The following is a 20,045-nucleotide window of genomic DNA, read 5'->3' on the forward strand; positions in this document are numbered from 1 at the left end:
CCCCGACCATCGGCGTCGCCCGTCTCCTCTCGCCGCGCCTGACTCCGATTTCTCGGCGTCGCACCGTACGGACGAGCCTGGCCGTCAGGAGGACGCCGGCGCCGCCAGGTGACGCGGCACTCCACCTCGGAGCACGGGGTACTGAAGAGCGACACCAGCCCGTGCGGGCCGAGCAGCGCCTTCACGCCTGGCATGACGGTGGCGGCATCCAGCGTGGCCTCCGTCGCTCTTCCGTACGGCCGAGCAGGCATCCGAAGAGGCCCGCACCGGAGTGATCTCCGTCACTCCTTCGTACGGGCGAGCAGGCGTGAGATCGGGGGCCGGGCATACCGGGATTAGATCGGCATCCCGCTGACGCCGCGAGTGATTATCCGCGGAGGGCCTCGGTGATGGCCTGGGCGGTGGCCTGCCAGATGGGGGTGGCGGGGTCGATCACGTCGAAGTGGTCGCCCACCATCTCCAGGTAGGTGACCTCGTCTCCGGCGTTGGCGGCTGCTCGCGCGTACCGCCGGCCGAAGTCCACCAGGTCGAGGGCGTCGCCGGAGCCCTGGACGATGAGCTGCCGTACCTTGAGCGGCACCCGCGTCAGCGGGGAGGCCCCGCCGTAGACGCGTTCGGCGGCGGCGTCGTCCCAGGTGGTGGCGCCGAGCGCGGAGGCCACGGCGCCCGCGCTGAGCCACCGGCGGTCGCCCTCGACCAGGTCGAGCACGCCCGCCAGCGACACGGCCAGCGCGACGCCGGCGCCGTCGGCGGCGGCCCGCAGGGCGAGCTGGCCGCCGGCCGAGTGCCCGGCGATCGCCACCCGCTGCGGGTCGAGCGGCGCCTCCAGGCGGGAGAGCGCGGCCAGCCCGGCGGCCACGTCGGCGACGGTGGCGTCCCAGCCGTGCAGGTCGGGGCGGCGGTACTCCAGGTTCCAGACGGCGAACCCGCGGGCGGTCAGGTCGGCGCAGAGCGCCTCCATGAGGTCGGCCGCCCAGATGGACCGCCAGTACCCGCCGTGCAGGAGCACCACGACCGGCCACGGTCCGCCGGTGGATTCACCGACTCGGGTTTCCGGGGCCGGGGCGCGGCGGCGTGGCAGCGCCGGTCCGTCAGAGGGCTCTTCCGGGCGGCGCCGTCCGGGAACCTCGGATGCCGCCGCGTCGTCCGCCTGCGGGAGGTAGAGGTGGCCCCACTGGTCGGGGTGCGGTCCGTACGGGACGCGCACGTGGGGGTGCCTGAGGCGGTGGACGGCGTGACGGATGGCCCAGCGGAGGCCGTCGAGACCGCGGCCGTGCAGGTGGGTGGCGTCCTCGGCCACCTCGGCGCCGTCCGCGCGCCAGAGGTCCAGCCAGGTGACCGGGCCGAGCGGTTCCGTCATCAGGGCGCGCAGTTCGCCGGGGCCCGGCAGGATGACGACCGCGTGGCCGTCCGCGTTCCGCCGCTCCCCCGGGTCGCCGCCCGGGCCCTGGTGGCGGCGGCGGGCGCGGGAGCGGACGTCGGCGGGGTCGCGGACGCGCGTGATGACCCCGCGCACGCCGAGCGAGACGAACTCGCGTTCGGCGATTTCGCCTAGGAGGGGCTCGTCCGCGGCCAGTCCGGGGCCGATCAGCACCAGGACATCGCTCATGACTTCCGACACTACAGAAGTTTCACCATCTGGGCCTTTGCTTAACCTTGTATCGGTATGGAAGTGCGAGGCGTAGGTTGTGAGGCGTGCGGGTCGATCTTCATCCATGGCCGGGGAGCATCGCGGAGGCGGAGGCCATACAGGAATTGCTCCGCCCTCGGGTCGAGCTGACCGGTCCCGAGCAGTTCGGCACCGTGGCGGGCCTGGACGTGCACTACCACGGCGACGACGAGTTGACGGCCGCGGTGGTGGTGCTGGACGCGGCCACCCTCTCCGTGGTCGAGGAGGTGGTCGCGCACGGCAAGGTGGAGTTCCCGTACGTTCCGGGACTGTTCGCCTTCCGTGAGCTGCCCGCGCTGGTGGACGCGCTGCAGAAGCTGACGATCACACCGGACCTGCTGGTGTGCGACGGGTACGGGCTGGCGCATCCGCGCGGCTTCGGGCTGGCCTGCCATCTCGGGGTCATCACGGGCCTGCCCGCGCTGGGCGTCGGCAAGACCGAGTTCGTGGGCACGTCCGAGACGCCGCCGCCGGAGCGCGGCGCGTGGTCGCCCATCCTGGTGGACGGGGTGGTGGCCGGCCGCGCCCTCCGCACCCACGACGGCGTCAAGCCGGTGTACGTGTCGCAGGGGCATCGCATCTCCCTGGACACGGCGACCGAACAGGTGCTCCGCCTGGCGCCCCGGTACCGGCTGCCCGAGCCGATACGTCTCGCCGACCACCTGGCCAGGCGCGGCAACCCTAGGGGCGCCAGGACCAGACCACGAGCCACACGCTGAGCCCGAACAGCGCCATCCCGAGCGGCAGATGAGCCATCACCTGCCCGGCCCCGCCCAGCATGGTCTGCACGAACCCGAGCACCAGCATCGCCGTGCTGACCAGGGCGGGCCAGGCGGCGCCCCGCCCCGGCCGCCAGAGCAGGACGGCCGTGACGACCAGGACGAGGCCGAGCAGGTGGACGGCCCCGGTGCCCGCCCCGTGCGGGCCCGCCCCGGCGCCGCTCAGCAGCTGTCCTGCCGTGACGGCCTGGAAGAACACCGCCGCCGCGTAGAGCAGCGCCGCCGCCCGGAACGCCGTCAGATATCCGCTGCGCTGCGCGACCTGGGTGACCACAGTTCTCTCCTTCGACTCGTACGGGATCACCAGGATCGCGGCCGCCTGCCCGCACGACATCCGCCGGCGGGCGGCATCGCGCGTACTCCAGGAGTGGTACTCAGGCGGCCGGGTGGGCGCCTGACCGCGCGAGGGGCGGGAGCACCGCCTGGGCGTCGGCGCCGCCGGCCCACAGCCCGATCATGAACGCGGCCGTGGCCTCCAGCAGCTCGGCCCGGCCGAGCCCGCCGCCGTCCATCGGCGTGCACCCCAGGTCGGCGGCCAGCTCACGGGCGAGCGCGAGCGCGCCCGGGTCGTCCCCGCAGAGCGGCACGGCGAGCGGGCGCCCGCCGAAGACCGGCGGCGTCATCCGCCACACGTCCACATGGCAGAGGTTGAACGCCTTGACCACGTGGCCGCCGCTCAGCCGGGCGATCTCGCGGGCGACGGGGCGGAAGCCGTGCGGCCCCACGTCGTTGGTGACGTCGATCACCGGCTTTCCCCGCAGCGCGTCCCCTGTCTGGGCGATCACCGCGGGCACCGCGCCGGCCAGGACCGCCACCACGGCGACCTCGCCGAACGCCGCCGCCTCCTGCCACGTCCCGGCCCGGGCGCCCAGCGTCGCGGCCAGGGCCGCCGTCTTGCCCGGGTCGCGCCCGCTGACGATGACCTCGTGACCGGCCCGTACCCACTGCTCGCCGAGAGCGGCGGCCATGTTCCCCGCCCCCAGGATCCCGATCCGCATGTCACTCCTTCACGTGCTGATACATGGAGGAGCGACCCTAGAAAGCCCGATACGCACCGTTCGGTGCCCGACGGAGGCCGCGTTGTTCCTCGCCGACTGCCAGGCCCGGCTCGCCTTCGACCTGCTCGCCAACACCTGGAACGCGGTCGTCCTGTGGGCGCTGCGCCACGGCCCCCGCCGCCCCGCCGACCTGCGCACCCAGATCGGCGGCATCAGCCAGAAGGTCCTCACCGAGACGCTGCGCCGCCTGGAGTTCAACGGGCTGGTCCACCGCCGGGCGTACGCGGAGGCGCCGCCCCGGGTCGAGTACGAGCTGACAGAGCTGGGGCGGAGCCTGCTGGAGCCGATCGGCGCGCTCGGCGCCTGGGCGTTCGAGCACGCCGGCGAGGTCATGGACGCCCAGGAGGTCTACAGCCGCATGTCCGCGGGCATCAGGTTCTCGGCGTCGGACAGCTCCACGCCCAGCAGCTCCCCGCCGCCGCCGAAGTCGAGCACCACGCCGTCGGCCGACACCTGACGCGCCGCCTCGCCCGCCACGGTCTCATGCTTCATCGATATATATGCGATGTTGTGGTCGCGGTCCCAGCTGAGGTAAACCGTGCAAGGCCGTCTGCCGCCCGGCTCCTCCTCCCAGACGAGCAGGCCCTCCTTGCGTTCGTGCGAGCCCGCCAGCGCGGCCCGCACCATCGCCATCGCCAGCTCCACTGCCTGCAGGGAATCCGCCCCGGTGGCCTTCCGCTCGTGCTCCCAGCCGGCCAGCCCGTCGATCCGGTACGGGCAGGACCACTCTCCTCCGGGCTCCGCGTACGGCATGCCGATCGCGGCGACCACTTCCCGAGGGGGATCGGTGCGCAACATCAGCGTGCGCCGGGCCATCTCGTACATGTTCGTCGCTTTACCCGGAGCGCCCGCTCCGGAAGACTGCCCATGCGACTTCACGAAGGGGGCCTGTGATGACCGAGTCGTTCGGGACACGGTTACGAGCCAGACTCGACAAGTACGGACCGCTCTGCGTGGGCCTGGACCCCGGCCCCGACCTGCTGCACGCGTGGGGGCTGGACGATTCCCCCGCCGGTCTGGAGCGCTTCAGCCGGGGCGTGGTCGACGCGGTGAGCGACCTGGCCGCCGTGGTCAAGCCGCAGTCTGCCTACTACGAACGCTGGGGCAGCCGGGGCATCGCGGTGCTGGAGCGGACCATCGCCGACCTGCGCGACGCCGGTCCGCTGGTGCTGCTCGACGCCAACCGGGGCGACACCGGCGGCCCGATGGCCGCCTACGCGGAGGCCTACCTCGACCGGGGCAGCCCGCTGGCCGCCGACGCGGTGACGTTCCACCCGTATTTCGGGTTCGGCAGCCTGGCGGGGGCGATCACCTCGGCGCTGGCCAGCGACGCGGGCGTGTTCGTGCTCGCCCGCACGGGCGCGCGGCTGCAGGAGGCGGCGGCCGGGGAGATCTACGAGGGGGTACGGGCCGCCAACGCCGACCGGGAGCCGCTGGGCTCGGTGGGGGTGGTGGTGGGCGCTTCCGTGGCCGACCCCGGTTACCCGCTCGACCGTCTCAACGGGCCGGTCCTGGTGCCGGGCGCCGAGGGTTCGACGCCCGCCGAGGTAGGGCGGGTGTTCGGCGCCGCGCGGCACGCGGTGCTGCCGTCCGTCTCTCGCGCCCTGCTCGGCGAGCAGTCGGGACTGCGGGCTCGTACGGAGCGTTATCGGGACGAGTGCGTTCACCACTTGTCGCCCTGACCTCCTCGGCATCGGCAGGCGGGATGATCACTACTACTTCGGCGGACGGCACCGAGGTCCGCGCCCATGACGACGGGCAGGGGCCACCGATCCTGATGGTCCACCCCGGGCTGTCCGACGGGACCCGCTGGTGGCCTCGCCGTCGTCGTTCGCCGGAACCGTCATCTTCGAACCGGCCTCGGTGATCGGGCCGCCCATGTCGGGCCCGGGCGGCGAGGTGCTGAAACAGGCCCGCGCGGCCGTCGCGGCGGACAAGCCCGGCAAGGCGCTGACGATCTTCCTGCGCAAGCTCCTGCCCGTATGAGCGTGTCTCTTGGCCCCGTCCACCCACCCCTTGCCCCGTGCATCCCTTGACCCCGTCAGCCCACCCGCCCACAAAGGCCCTCGCTATCGCTCGGACGCTTTCCCGGGGCCGGGCTGCGCCCGGCGGCTGTCGCCCCGCCTGAGCACTCCTGGGTGAGCCCGGGCATTGAACACCGATCTCGACCCCCGGTTTTTCCGTACAAGAGAAAAAGGCTCAGGCCACTCAGACGAAAAGCACCCGCAGATCAGCGAGATCAAGGGCGTCACATAGGCCCATTCAGGCTTCGAGAAAAGCGCGCTGGAACACACGCCGCGTGCCCTGGAAGCCCCCGAGAGCGACACGCAGCGCATGTTCGGCGAAGCCTGACAGCCTCAGCGGATCCGCGCCGCCGCCGCGCGGACCGCCTGCGCCGCCGCCTCCTCCGGTGTGCCCGCCATCGCCGCGCCCCACCAAAGGGCCCCGCCCGCGCGGATCTCCGTGTAGGCGACGTGCCGCCCGTCCACCTGATGCCCCGCCTCGTACAGCACTTCCACCCCGGCGGGCACCACCTCGGCGGGCGTCACCAGGTACGTCTCCTGGAACAGCGCCCACAGTTCCTCAGCCGTGACCTCCTCCCCGCTGCCGTCGGCCCGCCGCTGCACCACGGCCGCGAAGTCGATCTGCAGGCGCCGCGGCAGTTCGAGCCCGTAGCGGGTGCCCAGCAGGTAGGCGATGCCGCCTTTGCCCGACTGGCTGTTGACCCGGATGACCTCCTGGTAGCCGCGGCCCACGTCGGCGGGGTCGATCGGCAGGTAGGGGACGTCCCACGGGGCCTGCTCGGGCGGCACGCCCAGGTCGGCGGCGCGTTTGGCGTGGTGGGCGAGGCCTTTGCCGATGGCGTCCTGGTGGGTGCCGGAGAAGGCGGTGTAGACCAGGTCGCCGGCGTAGGGGTGGCGGTCGGGGACGGGGAGCCGGTTGCAGTGCTCGACGGTGCGGCGGATGCCGTCGATGTCGGACAGGTCCAGCATCGGGTCGACGCCCTGGGCGTACAGGTTGAGCGCGAGCGTGACCAGGTCGACGTTGCCGGTCCGCTCGCCGTTGCCGAACAGGCAGCCCTCCACCCGCTGCGCCCCGGCCATCAGCGCCAGTTCGGCGCAGGCGACGCCGGTGCCGCGGTCGTTGTGCGGGTGGACCGAGAGGATCACCGAGTCGCGCCGGTCCAGGTGGCGGTGCATGTACTCGATCTGGTCGGCGTAGACGTTCGGGGTGGAGATCTCGACGGTGGCCGGCAGGTTGTAGGTGACCGGGTGGTCGGGGCCGGCGTCCCAGAGGGCGGTCAGTTCGTCGCAGATCTCCAGTACGTAGTCGGGCTCGGTCAGGTTGAACACCTCGGGCGAGAACTCGTACCGGACCGGCGGGCCGCCGCGGGCGTCGGAGAGCCGGGCGATCTGCTCGGCCGACCGCCTGATCAGGGTGCGCAGTTCCTCGCGGTCCAGCCCGAGCACCACGTCCCGCCAGACCGGCGCGGTGGCCGCGTACAGGTGGACGACGACCCGGGGCAGCCCTTCGACGGCCTCGAACGTACGCGCGATCAGGTCGTCCCTGGCGGCGGTGAACGCCACCACCGTGACGTCGCCGGGCACCGTGCCGGGCTCGGCCAGCAGGCGCAGGAAGTCGAAGTCGAGCTGGGAGGAGGAGGGGTAGCCGGCCTCGATCTCCTTGAAGCCGGTACGGACGAGCAGGTCGAACATGCGGCGCTTGCGCTCCGGGTCCATCGGCTCGGCCAGGGCCTGGTTGCCGTCGCGCAGGTCGACGGGCACCCAGAGCGGAGCCTGCCGGATGCGCCGGGACGGCCAGGTGCGCTCGATCGGCGGCACGTGGACGCGTTCGCAGGCGGGACGGTAGCGGTGGCAGGGCATCGGGCTGGGACGTTGCGGGTTCCAGTCGGCGGTCACGGGGCTTCCTTCCGGTCTCGTACGGGAAACGGGAGAGGACCGGCATGGCCGGGCCACCGCGGCGGGGTGCCGGCCCGGTCAGGCCCCGCCGCGGCGACTGAGAAGGAGACCGCGGAACGTCATGCGCGGTACGATAAAACACCTCAGGTCCTCAGACAAGCTGAGAGGTTGCTTTTCCCTATGTCGCTAGGCGCCCTCAACCCCAGCCCCCTCGTCGAACAGGCGACCGAGCGGCTGCTCGAGCAGATCACCAGCGGGAAGTGGCCCGTCGGCACCCGCCTCCCCGGCGAGACCACGCTGGCCAAGACCCTCGGCGTCGGCCGCTCCACCGTCCGCGAGGCCCTGCGCGCCCTCGCCGGCGCCGGGCTCGTGCAGGCGCGTCAGGGGTCGGGCGTCTTCGTCATCGCCACCGAACCCGCCGAGAACTGGCCCGCCCGCCTGCGCCGCGCCGCCATCACAGACGTGTACGAGGTCCGCATCATGGTGGAGACCGGAGCCGCCCGCCTCGCCGCCACCCGCCGCACCGACGAGGACATCGAGACCCTGCGCACCGCCCTGGAGGCCCGCCGCGCCGCCGCGACAGGGGACGACGCCGCGTTCGTAGACGCCGACATAGCCCTGCACGCGGCGGTGGTGTCAGCCGCCCGCAACCCCGTCCTGTCGGACCTGTTCGCCGAATTCGCCCCCGCCCTACGCGAACGCCTCATCGACCTGGTAGACCTCCTCGGCCTGCGATCCACCGACCCCAACCCCGGCGACCACACCCACGCGTCCCTGGTCGAAGCCATCGCAGCAGGCGACGCCGACACAGCCGAACGCGTCCTCCACGAAGAACTGACCGCCACCCTCCGCCACCTCCACACCACCTGACCCCATCAGCCCGGAACATCCCTTAACCCCGCCAGGCGGGAACATCCCCTTAACCCGTCAGGCCGGTGCATCCCTTGACCCCGTCAGCCATGCCCCCACCCCTTGCCCCGTGCATCCCTTGCCCCCGTCAGCCCACCCGCCCACAAAGGCCCTCGCTATCGCTCGGACGCTTTCCCGGGGCCGGGCTGCGCCCGGCGGCTATCGCCCCACCTGAGCCACCCGAACACTCCTGGGTGAGACAGAGGGACGCGGGCATCGACCCACTCGTAGATTCAGCGCCCCTGTTCGCCGAATTCGCCCCCGCCCTACACGAACGCCTCACCGACCTGGCAGACCTCCTCGGCCTGCGATCCACCGACCCCAACCCCGGCGACCACACCCACACGTCCCTGGTCGAAGCCATCGCAGCAGTCGCAGCCGAACGCGTCCTCCACCGGGACAGAGCTTTTCCGCGCGTCTCCGGAGGGATTCACGAGCCTGGACCAGGCGGCTGCCCTGCCCCGATATCTAGATCGATATCGCTGGGTGAGCGATATCACTATTGGACGCCCTCGCTCGCTATCTGATCTTCTCTTCCGCATGCGACGACATGTGATGCTGCGACTCGGGATCGCGACGCTGACCGCCACCGCGCTCCTGAGCAGCCCCGCCGGTGCGAGCGCCCCTGGCCTGAAGGAGACGTTGCGGCAACTGGAGAAGTCCTACGACGGGCGGATCGGAGCGGTCGGCATCGACCTGGCCACCGGCAAGACGGTCGGCTACCGGGCCGGTGAGCGCTTCCCGTTCAACTCCAGCTTCAAGGTGTTCGCGTGCGCGGCCGTGCTGCACAAGGCGCGCACCGGCGATCCGGGACTGATGGACAGGGTGGTCCGCTGGAAACCCGCCGACATGGCCGAGCTGACCGGGAACTCCCCGGAGACCCTGGAATACACCGACACCGGCATGACACCCGCGCAGCTGTGCCGCGCCGGGATCACCAAGTCCGACGGATTCGCGGGCAACACTCTGCTGAAGCAGCTCGGCGGGCCGTCCGGGCTGACCCGCTTCTTCCGCGCCACCGGCGACCGGACGAGCCGGCTCGACCGTACGGAACCCACCCTGACCCAGTGGGAGCCCGGCGAGAAGCGCGACACCACCACCCCCGCGGCGGCCGCGCGGACCTTCGCCGAGCTGACCACCGGTAAAACCCTGCACGCCCATGACCGGGCCCGGCTGGTCGGCTGGTTGAAGGCCAGTCTCACCGGCGCCAACCGGATCAAGGCGGGGCTTCCCCAGGACTGGACGGTGGGCGACAAGACCGGCACCGGCGGCGCGAGCAACCACGGCAGCGCCAACGACCTGGCGATCGTCTGGACGCCCGGGGCGAAGGCGCCGATGATCCTGTCGGTGTTCACCAACCGGAACGCCGACAACACCCCGCACGACGACAAGGTGATCGCCTCCGCCGCTACGGCGCTTGCCAAGGCTCTCGGCAGGTTGTGAGCTGATTCGGTCCCTGGGTGCCGGAGGGGATTCGGCCCAGGGATGGGGGTGGGTTGACGGGGCGGGCGATGGCTGCCGGAGTCTTCGGGTCTCACTCGGGAGTGTTGGGGTGGTTCAGGTGGGGCGATAGCCGCCGGGCGTAGCCCGGCTTTGGGAGGGCGTCCGAGCGATAGCGAGGGCCTTTGTGGACGGGTGGGCTGACGGGGTCAAGGGATGACCGGCCTGACGGGTTAAGGGATGTTCCGGCCTGATGGGGTCAGGTGGTGTGAAGGTAGCGGAGGGGTAGCGGTCCGTTCTTCCCCCAATCCATCGGTAGAGGCGGAACTCCCGGTCCAGCCGGAAAGCCTCGTCCCACCGGCCGAGGCGGAGCGGTTCAGCCGGTCGGGCCGATGTCGGGGCGTTCCTCGTCGCCTTCGGCGTGGCCTCGCTCCTCCGGCCGGTCGTCGTCCGCCCAGTCCGGCGCGTCACGCGACTCGGGCGGCTCCGCCGGGACGGGGCGGCGGGACTTGCCGGTGCTGGAGCCGGAGCGCTCCGCCACCACGTCGCTTTCCCCGCCGATCCCGGTCGCGGCGGGCATGTCGTCGGGGTTCTCGCTCATGCCCTGCCCCTGCCCCGCTGGGAGAGTTCGATGCGGATGTCGGCCGAGCGCGGCCTCGATCTCCGCACGGAACCCTGCCCCTGCCCCCAGGAGGGGTTCGATGCGGGCGTCAGCCGAGCGCGGCCTCGATCTCGGCACGGAGGGGCATCGAGGTGGAGGCCCCTTCGCGCTGCACGGACAGCGCGGCAGCGGCGGCGGCGAAGCGGAGTGCGTCGGCCGCCGGTCTGCCTTCGGCCCTGGCGACGGCGAGCGCGCCGGCGAACGTGTCGCCCGCCGCCGTGGTGTCCACCGCTTTCACCGGTACGGCGGGGACGGTCAGCCGTTCCCCGGAGCGCGATCCGTACAGGGCGCCTTCGGAGCCGAGCGTGATGACGGCCTCGCCCACCCGGCCGAGCAGGAGGTCGAGGGCGGCGGCGGGAGTGGCGGCGCCGGTGATGCCGGCGGCTTCGTGCTCGTTGGGCAGCAGCAGGGTGACGGCGTCGAGCAGGTCGTCCGGGAGGGGCTGGGCGGGGGCGGGGGTGAGGATGACGGGGACGCCGGCATCGCGGGCGGCGCGGGCGGCGGCGGTGACGGCTTCCATCGGCAGCTCCAGCTGGAGCAGGAGTGCCTGGGAGGCGGCGATGACGGCGCGTTCGGCTTCGGTGGGGCCGGTGACGGTGCCGTTCGCGCCGGGGACGACGATGATCGAGTTGCCGCCCTGGTCGTCGACCACGATGTGGGCGATGCCGCTCGCCCCGGGGACGCGGCGGAGGAGTGACACGTCGACGCCGGCGTCGGCGAGGGTGTCGCGCATCTCGGTGCCGAAGGCGTCCTCGCCGACCGCGCCGAGGAACGTGACTTCGGCGCCCGCGCGGGCGGCGGCGATGGCCTGGTTGGCGCCCTTGCCGCCGGGCACGGTGCGGAAGTCGCGGCCGGTCACGGTCTCGCCCAGTTTGGGGGCTTGGGAGACGTAGGCGACCAGGTCCATGTTGGCGCTGCCGAAGACGGTGATCACTGGTGCATCAACTCCTGGGTGCGGCGGGCCAGTTCTGCGAGCCCGATGCCGTCGAAACCGGTGAGGCTGCTGGCCAGGCTGTCACGGAGCGCCCACCGGGCGGGAACGCCGCCGTTGAGCGCTCCGGCGACGGAGCCCGCGGTGGCGCCCGCGGAGTCGGTGTCCCAGCCTCCGGCGACGGCTCCGGCGATGGTGGCGGTGAAGTCGCCGCGGGCGTGCACGAGGGCGGCGGCGATCAGGGCGGCGTTGTTGAGCGTGTGGACCCAGTGGAGGCCGCCGTGCCGTTCGTGCAGCAGGTCGATGACCCGTTCGAAGTCGTCCTCGCGGGCGGCGTCCTCGACGGCCTGCCGGACGGCCCGGTGCAGCCGGGAGCGGGGCGGCACCACCGACAGCCCGGCCGCCACGACCTCCTCCGCCGAGTCCGCGACCAGCGAGGAGGCACACATGGCGGCGGCGAACATGGCGCCGTAGAGGCCGTTGGCGGTGTGGGTGAGCCGGGCGTCGCGCCAGGCGTATTCGGCGGCGGTGCCGGGATCGCCGGGATTGACCCACCCGTACACGTCCGCTCTGATCAGCGCGCCGATCCACTCGCGGAACGGGTTGCGGCGGGTGGCCGTCTCGGGGGGTTCGACGCCGTCGAGGAGGTTGCGGTACGCGACGCGCTCGGCGGTGAACGTGCGCCCGGCGGGCAGCTCGTCCAGCCAGAGCCTGGCCACGTCGTCGGTGGTGAAGCCGCGGCCGTGCCGTTCGAGGACGGACAGGGCGAGCAGCGGATAGTTGAGGTCGTCGTCCTCGGGGATGCCGTCGATGTTCTCGGCCAGGGAGTCGACGGCGCTGCGCCGGTTCCACGGCCACCGCGCCGCCACCTCCGGCGGCAGGCCCTCGGCGGTGAACCAGCCGCGGATCGGCCAGTTCCCGGTGGTCTCGGCGATCTCTCTGATGCCCGTACGGGGGATCTTCTCGACCGGCTTGCCGAGCACGCACCCGGCGGCGCGGCCCCGCCACGCGCCTAGCACCCGATCACCCGCGGCGGCGGCGCGGCGTCCGGGCCGGGGCCAGTCCGGGCAGGCGGCGACGATCGCGGCCAGGTCGGAGGGCTCGTCCAGGGGCGACGGGATCGCCGCCAGCTCGTCGAGGAGTTCCTCGGCGAGCGGGCGGAGCGCCCGCTCGCCGGGTCCCGACGCACCGGCGCGGGGCGGGGCGTCGTGGCCGCCGGCGGCGCGCCAGCGCGCGGCGATCGCGGCGACGTCCCTGCCGTCCTCGGCGGCCTGCCGCAGCTCGTGGCCGATCAGGTCCTCGGGCTGGACCCAGGTGAGCCGGATCATCAGCCCTCCAGCAGCGCGGCGAACGCGGCCTCGTGGGCGCGGCGCCTGGCCACGTCGGCGGCGTGCACGCGGCGGGCGACGGCGGCGATGACGCGTCCTGGCGCCACCAGGTCGGTGCGGCTGGCCGTGCCGACCTGCTCGACCCATTCGGGCGGGACCGCGCCGAGCCCGCCCAGCGCGCCCGCGATGGCGCCGCCCATGGAGGCGATCGAGTCGGCGTCGCGGCCGTAGTTGACGCCGCCCAGCACGGTCTCTCGGTAGTCGCCCTTGGCGATCACCAGGAACGCCAGCGCCAGCGGCAGCTCCTCGATGCTGTGCACGCGGCTCGGGCGGCGGGCGCCGAGGCCCTGGTCGCGGTAGGTGTCGGCGACCGTGTCGTACGGGCGGACGGCGGCGCGCAGCACCTCGAACGAGCCGTCCCAGTGGCCGAGCCCGCGGGCCGTCTCGCACACGGCCTCGATGGCGGCGCGGGTGCCGTCCTTGGCCAGCCGCAGGCAGGTGGCGACCACGGAGTCGGGGCCGGCGCCCGGCCGCATCGCCTCGGCGACCGCGGCGGCCATCACCCCGGCGGCCTCCCGGCCGTAGCTGGACTGGTGGGCGCCGGTCAGGTCGATCGCCTCGGCGTAGGCGGCGTCGGGGTCGCCCGCGTTGACGATGCCGACGGGGGACACGTACATGGCGGCGCCGCAGTTGACGATGTTGCCGACGCCGGCCTCGCGCGGATCGGCATGGCCGTAGTGCAGGCGGGCCACGATCCACTTCTCGGCCAGGAAGACCCGCTGCAGGAGCAGCGCCTCGCTCTCCAGCTCCGGGATCCACCGCCGCTCGGCCATCAGCTCGGGCACCAGGTGCTCGGCGACGGCGTACGCGTCGAGGTGGCCGCCCGCCTTCTCGTAGGCGCGGATGAGCGCGTGGGTCATCAGGGTGTCGTCGGTGATGTGGCCGTCGCCCTTGTGGTACGGGGCGATCGGGCGGGCGTTGCGCCAGTCGGCGTTGAACGGCGGCACGATGCCCTCGACCCGGCCGCCGTAACGTTCCACGATCTGCTCGGGCGTCCACCCCTCGGTCGCGCCGCCCAGCGCGTCGCCCACCGCCGCCCCCGCCACGCAGCCGGTGGCCTTGTCTTCAAGCGGCGTCATGCGAGTTCCTCCGTGAGTTCGATGAGATCCTTGCCCGCCAGCTCCGGCAGGCAACAGCCCGCCAGCGTGCGGGCCGGCGCGACCCATCCTCGCGGGATCGCGCCGTATCCTCCGCAGGCTCCCGTGAGCGCGCCGGTGAGCGCGGGGGCGGAGTCGGCCAGCGACGGCAGGCACGCGGCGGCGGGCACGGCCCGGCCGAGCGCGCCGTCCGACACCTCGGTCAGGGCGAGCGCGGCCGGCACGGTCAGCGCGGCGCCCACCCCGTAGCTGTAGACGTGGTCGAGGAGCGCGGCGTCCAGCGCGGGCACCGCGCCGAACGGGTCGCCCGCCGCACGGGCGGCGTCCAGCGCCAGGCGGGCGTTCCGGCCGATCGCGGTGTCTTCCGGCAGTACGTCGAGCGCGGCGGCGACGGCCTTGGCCGCCGATCCGGTGGTGACGGCCTCGGCCACGGCGGCGGCCATCGCCCGAGCGCCCAGCAGACCGTCACCGGCGTTGGTGACCTGGGCGTCCTCATCGGGATCAGCGCCGCGCAGACCGAAGGCGACGGCCCTGACGGCGGCGGCGTCGTCGAAGTAGTGCGGATTGTCGTGACCGCTGGCGGGCGGTTCGACACCCTTGGCGAGATTGTCCAGCGCGGTGACGACCGAGATCCTGGCCCGGATGTCGTCGCGCCCGGCCAGCGCCCTGAACGCGTCGGCCCGCGGCGTCCTCATCGTGAGGATTGTCCAAGCGAGCCATTCGGCATCGTCGGACGGCCCGACCGCCAGCGGCGCGGTCGGCTGGTTCAGCGCGAACGGCACCGGCAGCGTCGTCACCCGATGCTCCTCGGCGAACGCGTCAAGCTCCCGATACAACCGGCGGCTCCACGCCGCATGCAGCGCCGCCCGGTGCCTGGCCGCAGGCCACCCCGCCGCATCACCCACAGCGAGCCCGACAACGGCCCCTGCGACCCTGTCCCCCCTCATCCGCCCTACAGCCCTTCCACCCGCTCGTCGTTCCCGGCGGCCTGCGTCATCGGACCTGCCGGGTTCACCTCTCCCCCACCCCCATCTGCGGACGCCGCCACGCCTCGCCGAGCCCCAGCGGAGGCCGACGACCCCGCCGGGCCTGCCTCTCCCCCACCTGCGGACCTCGCGCGGTCGTGAGCCGTGACGAGTTCGTCCGCCACGTCCAGGACGTGCCGCCCCGCGACGACCGGGAGGCATTTGCCGGTGGCCGGGCCGATGCGGGCCGCCCAGCGGGCCGGGACGCCGGATTCGCCCTGGCCCGCGCCCGCGACGGCGCCGGCGATGGCGGCGATGGTGTCGGCGTCCCTGCCCAGGCTCACCGCGAACGTGACGGATGCCTCCACGTCGCCGCCGCCGTGCAGGCAGGCGGACAGGGCCAGCGCGACGGCCTCGGGGGCGACGTCGGTCCACGGGTAGTGACGGGCCACGACCGCGTCGTGCAGGGCCTGGGCGGGGTCGGCGGCGGTGAGCGCGGCGCGGGCGCGGACGACGTTCCGGGCCGTCCACGAGTCGGCGGGCACCACGGACAGGGCCGCCTCGATCACCTGCGCCGGATCGGCCCCGGCCATGGCGGCGGCGACGGCCCCGGCGACGGCGCGCCCGCCGAGGATGCCCTCGCCCGACTGGCTGACCCGGCCGTCCTCGGTCACCAGCCGCGCGGCCTCCACCGGGTCTCCCGGGCAGAACACTCCGTACGGGGCGGCCCGCATGGCGAGCCCGTCGGACCAGCCGTGCTGGTGGATCAGCCCGGTCATCGGCGGTTCCAGCCCGCGCCGGAGCGCCTGGACGGTGCCGAGCTCGGAGAACCCGGCCCCGCGCATCGGCCCGGTGACGGCGGGGATCACCAGGTCCCGGTAGGCGGCGGCGACCAGTTCGGCGGTGAGCCCGTGGCCGTGCGCCACCAGCAGCCCGGCGGCGAATATGGCGTACTCGGTGTCGTCGGTGCCGCCGCCCTCGATCTCGGTGAGCCGCCCCCACCGGCGGCGGATCTGCTCGGGCGTGAGGTTCTCGGCGGGCGCCCCGAGGGCGTCGCCGGCCGCCAGGCCGAGCAGACACCCCCGGGCCCTGTCGCGATGGGTCACCGCTGGTACCGCTCCAGCACCTGGTTGCCCTCCTCGACGAGCTTGCCGGCCGCCTCGTCCAGGGAGATCTTGTTCGCCAGGAACTCCTGCAGCACCGGCGTGGCCACCTTGCTCTTCCATTCGTCGTAGCCGTTCACTTTGAGGAACGGCGCCACCACGAGGTCCTTGGCGGAGGCGGTCGCCACGTCCCAGCCGTTCTCGGGGCTGGTGATCGACGGGTCGGACGCGGCCTCCTGGGAGGTGGGCAGCAGCCAGTCGCCCTTGGCGAGCCGGGCCTGGTTCTTGCCGTTGAGGAAGAACGAGATGAACTCGACGGCCTGCTCCTGGTGCTTGCTGTCGGCGGGCACCGACAGGGTCTGCGAGACCGCGCCCTGGTTGGAGGTGGTGCCCTTGAGCGGCGGCAGGGTCACCCATTCGAAGCCGTCGGGGGCCTGCTCGGCCACCTGCTGGCGCAGGTAGACGCCGACCGGGAGCATCGCGTACTTGCCGGCGAAGAAGCCGGGCAGCGGGTCGGCGGTGCCCATGCCGAGCGCCGACGGGTCGGCCGTCTTGTCCTTGTGGAGCTGGTCGTGGATGCGCTGCAGGACCGCCTTCTCCTCGGGGCCGACCTTGACGGTGGTCTTGCCGCCGGAGGTCTCGAAGAAGGTGCCGCCGAAGTTCAGCGCCAGGTTCAGCACCTTGTTGACCGGGGACTTCATCGGCCAGGCGACGCCGTACGTGCCGTCCTTGGTGAGTTTCCTGCTCGCCTCGCCGAACTCGTTCCAGGTCCACGGCTCGGCGGGGGTCGGGATGCGCACCCCGGCCTCGTCGAGGAGCTTCTTGTTGGCGATGATGACCTGCGACTCCTGCAGGAACGGCACGCCGAAGACGCCTTCGCCGCCGCTGCCGTCGTCGAAGGTGACCGTGTCCCAGGCGGCCTGCGGGATGTCGTCGCGCAGCGAGGCGGGCAGCTTGTCCTTCAGGTCGAGCAGGTAGCCCTTGGACGCGAATCCGGCCAGCGCGGGCGAGTCGTTGTGGAAGACGTCCGGCACGTCACCGCCCTCGAAGGAGGTGACGAGCTGGTCGTTGACGTTGTCCCAGCTCCCCTGGACGTAGGTGACCTGGATCTCCGGGTTGGCCTTGTTCCACTCTTCGACGATCGCCTTGTTGGCCTCCACCGACTCCTTCTGCCAGGCCAGGCTGAGGAAGTCGAGTTTCACCGGCCCGTCCGAGGACTTACCGGTTCCCCCACCACCGCACCCGGTGGCCAGCACGGCGATCGCCACCGCGGCCAGCGCTAACTTCTTACCCATCTGAGCCTCCTAGCCCTTCACAGCACCGGCCATCAGGCCTGATCTGAGCCGGCGCTGGATGATCGCGAAAAAGATCAAGCTCGGAATCGTGGCGACGAGGGAGGCCGCCGCCAGCGGGCCGAGCCGTGCCACTCCCTCTGGTCCGGTGAACCGCACCAGCGTCAGCGGGAGCGTCATCACGTCCGGGTCCTTCAGGACCACGAGCGCGAACAGGAACTCGTTCCACGACGAGATGAACGAGAAGAGCAAGGTCGCCACCACGCCCGGGGCCAGCAGCGGGGCGACCACAGCGGCGATCGCCCGCATGCGGCCGGCCCCGTCCACCGCCGCGGCCTCCTCCAGCTCGCGCGGCACCGAGCGGACGTAGCCCTGGAGCATCCAGAGCGCGAACGGCAGCGTGAACGTCACGTGCACCGCGACCAGCCCCGTCAGCGAGTTGACCAGGTCGAGCTCCCGCATGACCATGAAGAGCGGGATGATGATCAGGATGAACGGGAAGACCTGGCTGACCAGCACCCACCCGAGCGCGATCCGCTTGAGCACGCCCCGGTAGCGGGCCAGCGCGTAGGCGGCGGGCAGCGCGACCGTGACGGTCAGGAACGAGCTGGCCACGGCCACGATCAGGCTGCGCAGCCCGGCCCCGACCAGGTCCTGCTCGCCGAACGCGTCGGCGTAGTTGGCCAGCGTCGGCTCCCTGGGGATCCAGGCCGGGTTCAGGCTCGCCATCTCCTGCGGCGTCTTGAGCGACGTCGACAGCATCCAGATCAGCGGGAAGGCCAGGAAGACCAGGTAGAGCAGGAGCGCCGCGTACTGGGAGATCCTTCTCACGACGCCTCCCTCAGCTGCCGCCACAGGTACACGCCGAGCAGGCCGAGCACGACGATCATGATGGTGACGCCGAGCGAGGCCGCGTAGCCGAAGAAGCCGTACTGGAACGCCTCCTCGTAGGCGAACAGCATCGGCAGTCTCGTGCGGCCGCCCGGCCCGCCCTGGGTGAGCACGTAGACGAGGCTGAACTGGTTGAAGTTCCACACGAAGTTGAGCGAGGTGATGGCGACGATGACCGGCCGGAGCTGGGGCAGCGTGATGTCCCGGAACCTGTTCCAGGTGCCCGCCCCGTCGATGGCGCCCGCCTCGTACAGCTCCTTGGGCACGTTCTGCAGCCCGGCCAGGAGCACCACGGTGGTCTGCGGCATGCCGCTCCAGACGCCCATGAGGACGACGGCGGGCAGCGCCCAGGAGAAGTCGGCCAGCCAGTTGATGTCGGTGCCGAGCGTGCTGTTCACGATGCCGGCGTCCGGGTGGTAGACCAGCCGCCACATCAGGCCGATCACCACGGGCGGCATCGCCCACGGCACCAGGGCCAGCACCCGCGCCACGCCGCGCAGCGCCAGCCGCTCGTTGAGCAGCAGCGCCAGCCCCAGCCCGGCGAGGAACTGCAGCACGGTCACCGAGACCGCCCAGATCAGCCCGACCTGCATGGACTGCCAGAACATGCTGTCGGTGAACAGCCTGGCGAAGTTGTCCAGCCCGGAGAAGCCGGTGACGCGGTTCCTGCCTCCCTGGGCGTCGGTGAACGCCAGCCCGATCCCGTACAGCAGCGGGCCGACGCTGAAGACCAGCACCGGAACCAGCGCCGGCAGCAGGAGCACCCACAGCTCGCGGGTCTGGCGTGACATGCCCCGCCGGTGCCGCCCGGTGGCGACGGCGGTCACGGCCGTCCCCTCTCCGCACCGGGCGGGGGTAACGGTGCGGGCTCCTCCCCCGTCGTGGAAGCCCGCACCGCCAGCCGCGGCGGCACGGTCACCCGGCGGGGCTCCCTGTCGCCGTTCTTCAGCCGGTCGAGCAGCAGCTCGGCGGCGGCCTTGCCGCGCTCGGCCGAGCCGAGCGAGACGCTGGTCAGCGACGGCCAGGAGGCCGCCGCCAGGTCGGTGTCGTCCATGCCGACCACCGCGACGTCCTGCGGCACCCGCCGACCGGCCGCGCGCAGCACGTCCAGCGCGCCGAGCGCGATCAGGTCGTTGGCGCACATCAGCGCGTCGACGTCGGGCCGCCGCCGCAGCAGCGCCGCCACGGCCCGGCCGCCCTCGGCGCGGTAGAAGTCGCCGATCTCGACCAGGTCCTCGTCGTACGGGAGACCGAGCTCTTCCAGCGCCTCCCGGTACGCGGCCCCGCGGGCGGCGCCCGGCACGGTGTCGGTCGGGCCGTTGACCATGCCGATGGTGCGGCGGCCGAGCCCGTACAGGTGGCGGACGGCGAGCTGCACGCCGGTGCGCGAGTCGGCCCGGACGTTGTCCACGGGGGTGCCCTCCGGCACCGAACCGATGATCACCACGGGGGCGCGGGCGGCGGCCAGCATGTCCAGGTGCCGGCGGGTGACGCGGAGCGGGCTCATGATCAGCCCGTCCACGTACCGCTCGCCGAGGCTGTGCAGGACGTCGATCTCGTCGGCCACCACCGCGTCGGTGGAGTGCAGGACGAGGCGGTAGCCGGCGGCTTTGAGCACCGGCTGGATCTGGCGGAGCATGGCCAGGTAGGCGGGGTTGCCGATGTCGGCCATCGCGAAGGCGATCTGGTGGGTGCGGCGGGACTTCAGGGAGCGGGCGACGGCGTTGCGCACGTACCCGAGCTCCTCGGCGGCGGCCATCACCTTGCGGACGGTCTCCTGCCGGGTCGGCAGGCCGTTGAGCACCCGCGAAACCGAGGCGATCGACACACCGGCGCGCTCGGCGATCGTGGTGATCGTGGGTCCGTCGGCCAAGGCTGTCCATCTTCCTGTAAACGTTTACGATGTGCGCGCCATGTAACTAGCTTCCAGCTCGCCCGGTCA

At 72.5% G+C, this 20,045-nt stretch carries 22 protein-coding genes; 7 read left to right on the plus strand and 15 right to left on the minus strand.

The genetic code is table 11. The features are described from left to right. Nucleotides 1–367 precede the first annotated feature (367 nt). On the minus strand, nt 368–1,609 hold the full coding sequence (locus AB0J42_RS16200) for an alpha/beta hydrolase (RefSeq protein WP_364294444.1): 1,242 nt from the start codon (nt 1,607–1,609) through the stop codon (nt 368–370). Nucleotides 1,610–1,695: 86 nt separating this feature from the next. On the opposite strand from AB0J42_RS16200, the gene AB0J42_RS16205 reads away from it, so the two are divergent. Then, nucleotides 1,696–2,388 (plus strand): endonuclease V, encoded by a 693-nt coding sequence (locus AB0J42_RS16205; protein WP_364294447.1) that lies wholly within the window; start codon nt 1,696–1,698, stop codon nt 2,386–2,388. Here the strand turns inward: AB0J42_RS16205 and AB0J42_RS16210 are convergent. Further along, entirely contained in the window at nt 2,351–2,722 is a 372-nt protein-coding gene (locus AB0J42_RS16210; protein WP_364294450.1) for a hypothetical protein, read from the minus strand. The genes AB0J42_RS16205 and AB0J42_RS16210 overlap by 38 nt on opposite strands. On the opposite strand from AB0J42_RS16210, the gene AB0J42_RS16215 reads away from it, so the two are divergent. After that, nucleotides 2,715–2,846, plus strand: a complete 132-nt coding sequence (locus AB0J42_RS16215; protein ID WP_364294453.1) for a hypothetical protein — start codon at nt 2,715–2,717, stop codon at nt 2,844–2,846. The genes AB0J42_RS16210 and AB0J42_RS16215 overlap by 8 nt on opposite strands. Here the strand turns inward: AB0J42_RS16215 and AB0J42_RS16220 are convergent. Next, a complete protein-coding gene (locus tag AB0J42_RS16220; RefSeq protein WP_364294456.1) occupies nt 2,823–3,446 on the minus strand; it encodes an NAD(P)-binding domain-containing protein in 624 nt (207 codons plus the stop codon). The two genes, AB0J42_RS16215 and AB0J42_RS16220, sit on opposite strands and share 24 nt — an antisense overlap. 82 nt (nt 3,447–3,528) lie before the next feature. Between AB0J42_RS16220 and AB0J42_RS16225 the strand changes: the two genes are divergently transcribed. Continuing rightward, nucleotides 3,529–3,963 (plus strand): helix-turn-helix domain-containing protein, encoded by a 435-nt coding sequence (locus AB0J42_RS16225; RefSeq protein WP_364294459.1) that lies wholly within the window; start codon nt 3,529–3,531, stop codon nt 3,961–3,963. Here the strand turns inward: AB0J42_RS16225 and AB0J42_RS16230 are convergent. Next, nucleotides 3,855–4,331 carry a DUF2283 domain-containing protein gene (locus tag AB0J42_RS16230; protein ID WP_364294462.1) on the minus strand — a complete coding sequence of 159 codons (477 nt, stop codon included), beginning with the start codon at nt 4,329–4,331 and terminating at the stop codon, nt 3,855–3,857. The genes AB0J42_RS16225 and AB0J42_RS16230 overlap by 109 nt on opposite strands. A 68-nt stretch (nt 4,332–4,399) precedes the next feature. Between AB0J42_RS16230 and pyrF the strand changes: the two genes are divergently transcribed. Next, nucleotides 4,400–5,188, plus strand: a complete 789-nt coding sequence (gene pyrF / locus AB0J42_RS16235; RefSeq protein ID WP_364294465.1) for an orotidine-5'-phosphate decarboxylase — start codon at nt 4,400–4,402, stop codon at nt 5,186–5,188. 130 nt (nt 5,189–5,318) lie between these two features. Then, nucleotides 5,319–5,492, plus strand: coding sequence for a hypothetical protein (locus AB0J42_RS16240; RefSeq protein WP_364294468.1), 174 nt, complete (start codon nt 5,319–5,321; stop codon nt 5,490–5,492). Between the two features lie 371 nt (nt 5,493–5,863). Here AB0J42_RS16240 and AB0J42_RS16245 read toward each other — a convergent pair whose 3' ends face one another. Then, entirely contained in the window at nt 5,864–7,426 is a 1,563-nt protein-coding gene (locus AB0J42_RS16245; RefSeq protein ID WP_364294471.1) for a 2-isopropylmalate synthase, read from the minus strand. A 180-nt stretch (nt 7,427–7,606) separates the two neighbouring features. Here AB0J42_RS16245 and AB0J42_RS16250 point away from each other — a divergent pair, with 180 nt between their 5' ends. Both AB0J42_RS16250 and bla read left to right on the plus strand, forming a co-directional pair. After that, nucleotides 7,607–8,296, plus strand: a complete 690-nt coding sequence (locus AB0J42_RS16250) for a FadR/GntR family transcriptional regulator (protein WP_364294474.1) — start codon at nt 7,607–7,609, stop codon at nt 8,294–8,296. A 579-nt stretch (nt 8,297–8,875) separates the two neighbouring features. Further along, nucleotides 8,876–9,778 (plus strand): class A beta-lactamase, encoded by a 903-nt coding sequence (gene bla, locus AB0J42_RS16255; protein WP_364294477.1) that lies wholly within the window; start codon nt 8,876–8,878, stop codon nt 9,776–9,778. A gap of 373 nt (nt 9,779–10,151) precedes the next feature. On the opposite strand, the gene AB0J42_RS16260 is transcribed toward bla, so the two are convergent. The 10 genes from AB0J42_RS16260 to AB0J42_RS16305 form a co-directional block, all read right to left on the minus strand. Then, nucleotides 10,152–10,376, minus strand: a complete 225-nt coding sequence (locus AB0J42_RS16260) for a hypothetical protein (RefSeq protein ID WP_364294480.1) — start codon at nt 10,374–10,376, stop codon at nt 10,152–10,154. Nucleotides 10,377–10,485: 109 nt separating this feature from the next. Continuing rightward, on the minus strand, nt 10,486–11,370 hold the full coding sequence (gene rbsK / locus AB0J42_RS16265; protein ID WP_364294483.1) for a ribokinase: 885 nt from the start codon (nt 11,368–11,370) through the stop codon (nt 10,486–10,488). Continuing rightward, nucleotides 11,367–12,695 (minus strand): ADP-ribosylglycohydrolase family protein, encoded by a 1,329-nt coding sequence (locus tag AB0J42_RS16270; protein WP_364294486.1) that lies wholly within the window; start codon nt 12,693–12,695, stop codon nt 11,367–11,369. Before AB0J42_RS16270 ends, rbsK begins: the two co-directional genes overlap by 4 nt. Continuing rightward, the gene (locus AB0J42_RS16275) at nt 12,695–13,834 is read right to left on the minus strand and encodes an ADP-ribosylglycohydrolase family protein (RefSeq protein ID WP_364294489.1); all 1,140 of its coding nucleotides are present in this window, start codon (nt 13,832–13,834) and stop codon (nt 12,695–12,697) included. Before AB0J42_RS16275 ends, AB0J42_RS16270 begins: the two co-directional genes overlap by 1 nt. Further along, on the minus strand, nt 13,831–14,799 hold the full coding sequence (locus tag AB0J42_RS16280; protein WP_364294492.1) for an ADP-ribosylglycohydrolase family protein: 969 nt from the start codon (nt 14,797–14,799) through the stop codon (nt 13,831–13,833). Before AB0J42_RS16280 ends, AB0J42_RS16275 begins: the two co-directional genes overlap by 4 nt. A gap of 5 nt (nt 14,800–14,804) precedes the next feature. Continuing rightward, the gene (locus tag AB0J42_RS16285) at nt 14,805–15,923 is read right to left on the minus strand and encodes an ADP-ribosylglycohydrolase family protein (protein ID WP_364294495.1); all 1,119 of its coding nucleotides are present in this window, start codon (nt 15,921–15,923) and stop codon (nt 14,805–14,807) included. Next, a complete protein-coding gene (locus tag AB0J42_RS16290; RefSeq protein ID WP_364294498.1) occupies nt 15,920–17,215 on the minus strand; it encodes a sugar ABC transporter substrate-binding protein in 1,296 nt (431 codons plus the stop codon). Before AB0J42_RS16290 ends, AB0J42_RS16285 begins: the two co-directional genes overlap by 4 nt. Nucleotides 17,216–17,224: 9 nt before the next feature. Then, nucleotides 17,225–18,043 carry a carbohydrate ABC transporter permease gene (locus AB0J42_RS16295; RefSeq protein WP_364294501.1) on the minus strand — a complete coding sequence of 273 codons (819 nt, stop codon included), beginning with the start codon at nt 18,041–18,043 and terminating at the stop codon, nt 17,225–17,227. Then, nucleotides 18,040–18,930: a sugar ABC transporter permease gene (locus tag AB0J42_RS16300; protein ID WP_364294504.1), complete on the minus strand. Its 891-nt coding sequence runs from the start codon at nt 18,928–18,930 to the stop codon at nt 18,040–18,042. Before AB0J42_RS16300 ends, AB0J42_RS16295 begins: the two co-directional genes overlap by 4 nt. Continuing rightward, complete coding sequence (locus tag AB0J42_RS16305; RefSeq protein WP_364294507.1) at nt 18,927–19,976, minus strand: LacI family DNA-binding transcriptional regulator; 1,050 nt, start codon at nt 19,974–19,976, stop codon at nt 18,927–18,929. Before AB0J42_RS16305 ends, AB0J42_RS16300 begins: the two co-directional genes overlap by 4 nt. Nucleotides 19,977–20,045 lie beyond the last annotated feature (69 nt).

Source organism: Nonomuraea sp. NPDC049649 (genome assembly GCF_040675175.1).
Taxonomy (GTDB): Bacteria; Actinomycetota; Actinomycetes; order Streptosporangiales; family Streptosporangiaceae; genus Nonomuraea.

Coding starts and splice junctions, on each gene's coding strand:
- AB0J42_RS16200 (WP_364294444.1), bottom strand. CDS start 1,609: ATGAGCGATGTCCTGGTGCTGATCGGCCCCGGACTGGCCGCGGACGAG.
- pyrF (WP_364294465.1), top strand. CDS start 4,400: ATGACCGAGTCGTTCGGGACACGGTTACGAGCCAGACTCGACAAGTAC.
- AB0J42_RS16290 (WP_364294498.1), bottom strand. CDS start 17,215: ATGGGTAAGAAGTTAGCGCTGGCCGCGGTGGCGATCGCCGTGCTGGCC.
- AB0J42_RS16275 (WP_364294489.1), bottom strand. CDS start 13,834: ATGACGCCGCTTGAAGACAAGGCCACCGGCTGCGTGGCGGGGGCGGCG.
- AB0J42_RS16270 (WP_364294486.1), bottom strand. CDS start 12,695: ATGATCCGGCTCACCTGGGTCCAGCCCGAGGACCTGATCGGCCACGAG.
- AB0J42_RS16230 (WP_364294462.1), bottom strand. CDS start 4,331: ATGTACGAGATGGCCCGGCGCACGCTGATGTTGCGCACCGATCCCCCT.
- AB0J42_RS16260 (WP_364294480.1), bottom strand. CDS start 10,376: ATGAGCGAGAACCCCGACGACATGCCCGCCGCGACCGGGATCGGCGGG.
- AB0J42_RS16220 (WP_364294456.1), bottom strand. CDS start 3,446: ATGCGGATCGGGATCCTGGGGGCGGGGAACATGGCCGCCGCTCTCGGC.
- bla (WP_364294477.1), top strand. CDS start 8,876: ATGCGACGACATGTGATGCTGCGACTCGGGATCGCGACGCTGACCGCC.
- AB0J42_RS16250 (WP_364294474.1), top strand. CDS start 7,607: ATGTCGCTAGGCGCCCTCAACCCCAGCCCCCTCGTCGAACAGGCGACC.
- AB0J42_RS16280 (WP_364294492.1), bottom strand. CDS start 14,799: ATGAGGGGGGACAGGGTCGCAGGGGCCGTTGTCGGGCTCGCTGTGGGT.